This is a genomic window from Moorena sp. SIO3I6, from assembly GCF_010672095.1.
The window spans coordinates 1-1,783 of record NZ_JAAHHU010001021.1 but is presented as its reverse complement, the minus strand read 5'-3'; the positions used below and the strand labels follow the sequence as shown (position 1 = coordinate 1,783).

General features: G+C 44.5%; 2 pseudogenes. Both read left to right on the top strand.

Annotated elements, in window-relative coordinates:
• Positions 1-689, top strand: a pseudogene (locus F6K49_RS45620) (dolichyl-phosphate-mannose-protein mannosyltransferase); the annotation flags it as partial.
• A 269-nt stretch (positions 690-958) separates the two neighbouring features.
• Positions 959-1,783: pseudogene (locus tag F6K49_RS45615) on the top strand (hypothetical protein); the annotation flags it as partial.

Sequence of the window (1,783 nt, the reverse complement as noted above, 5' to 3'; positions counted from 1 at the left end):
CTCAGCATGCTTGGGTATTTATTATTACCTTAATTGGAGTGACAGGAATTGCTCTAATCGGTCCAGATGTGCTATTAGGTGGTCGCCGTTCTAGCATTACTCGCTATGCTATTCCCTGTTATCTAGGTATTCAGTTAGCTATTGCTTATTTCCTGACAACCCAAGCCAAACACTCAGGACAACATCCCAAGGGAATGATTGATGGAAATTTAGCAAATACCGAAGATAGACAAGATGGGCAAGTAAGGGGTGACCATGACATGGTGCCCATGGAAAAAACCCGAAAAAATCCTAAAACTTGGAAGTCTATAGCAATTGCTCTGGCATTTAGCGGCATACTCTCCTGTATAGTCAGCTCTCAACTGCCAGTTTGGTGGCACAAGAGCTATGCGAAGAGTCGCAATAATCCCGACGTAGCAGCTTGGATTAATCAAATCCCACAACCACTCTTGATCAGTAATGAAATTCCCGGTAGGGTTCTATCTCTGTGTCATCTACTTCGTCCGGATGTACAGCTGATGTTATTGGATAAATCCAATAGCTCTACCAACATACCGGAGATTCCGGAGGGTTTCAAAAATGTTTTACTTTATCGACCGTCAGAGGAATTACGTCAGGGAATTGAAACCACCCATAACTATAGGGTTAAACCCACCGATCAATCTTGGCTCTGGAAACTATCAAGATAGGGAATTTCGTCATAGAAAAAAAGTAGTAGTGTTATCTGCCTTATCCCGAGTTGCATTCACACCATTTGGACACAGCACCTTCTTCCATCTCCTACCCCTCTTCCCCTTCTTCCCAATCATGATTGGGAATGGTTAGATCGTCTTGAAAAGCACTTGGTATTAAGTACCCACAACGGATACCCCTACTCCCTATATTTCCCTGATAAATTAAGATGACAATGCCCTCCTATTCCCTCGGAACTCCAGTTGTAAGGTGCAAACCAATCAAGATGAGTAACTCTCCCAATCCTGGTAATCTACCAGAGCCTACTCCGGAAAATACTCCAGAACCTACGGAAAGTAGAGGGTTTTGGCAGAGGCTGCTACGTCCGGTCTTCATGCTAATGGTCATGATGCTAGCTTCTGGGATAGGGGGTGGAAGCCTTTTTGCTTGGTATTTCATCCAGAAGCAATTAGCACCAACGGTAGAGAAAAATTTATCTAGCTTTCTTAACCGGAAAGTCAATGTCGGACCAGTGGAGGGCTTTTCCCTAAATGGTGTACGGTTTGGTTCTTCGGAAATACCAGCTACCCCTACCGATCCCGATCATCTTGTCACGGAGGCAGTGAAGGTCACCTATAACCCCGTTAAACTGCTGTTTACCAGAACCCTAGAACTGGATGTAACTCTTGTTGAACCCAATATATATGTTGAACAGGACAAAGATTTAACCTGGGTTTCTACAGCATTTACACAAACTGCCCAAGATTCGGCGTTTAAGGTAGACCCAAAGGTGGTGCGGTGGCGGGATGCGGATGTGGTGGTGGTGCCAAGATCTCAAGTGGGAATCAAAGAACCACCGATGATATTTACTGACGTTAGGGGGAAAAGTAAATTTCTCGACGGAGGTCAGCTGATTCGCTTTGATGTAAATAGTCAGCCGTTAAGTGGGGGAAATTTAAAGGTTAAGGGAGATTACCACCTCTCTCAACAAGAAACTGACTTGCACCTTGATGTCGATAACGTTAGTGCAGCAGAGGTTAGTAAAGTACTTCTGATTCCCCTGAAGCTTCAAGGGGGTAAACTGGGTGGCAACCTGAGAATACAATGGAGA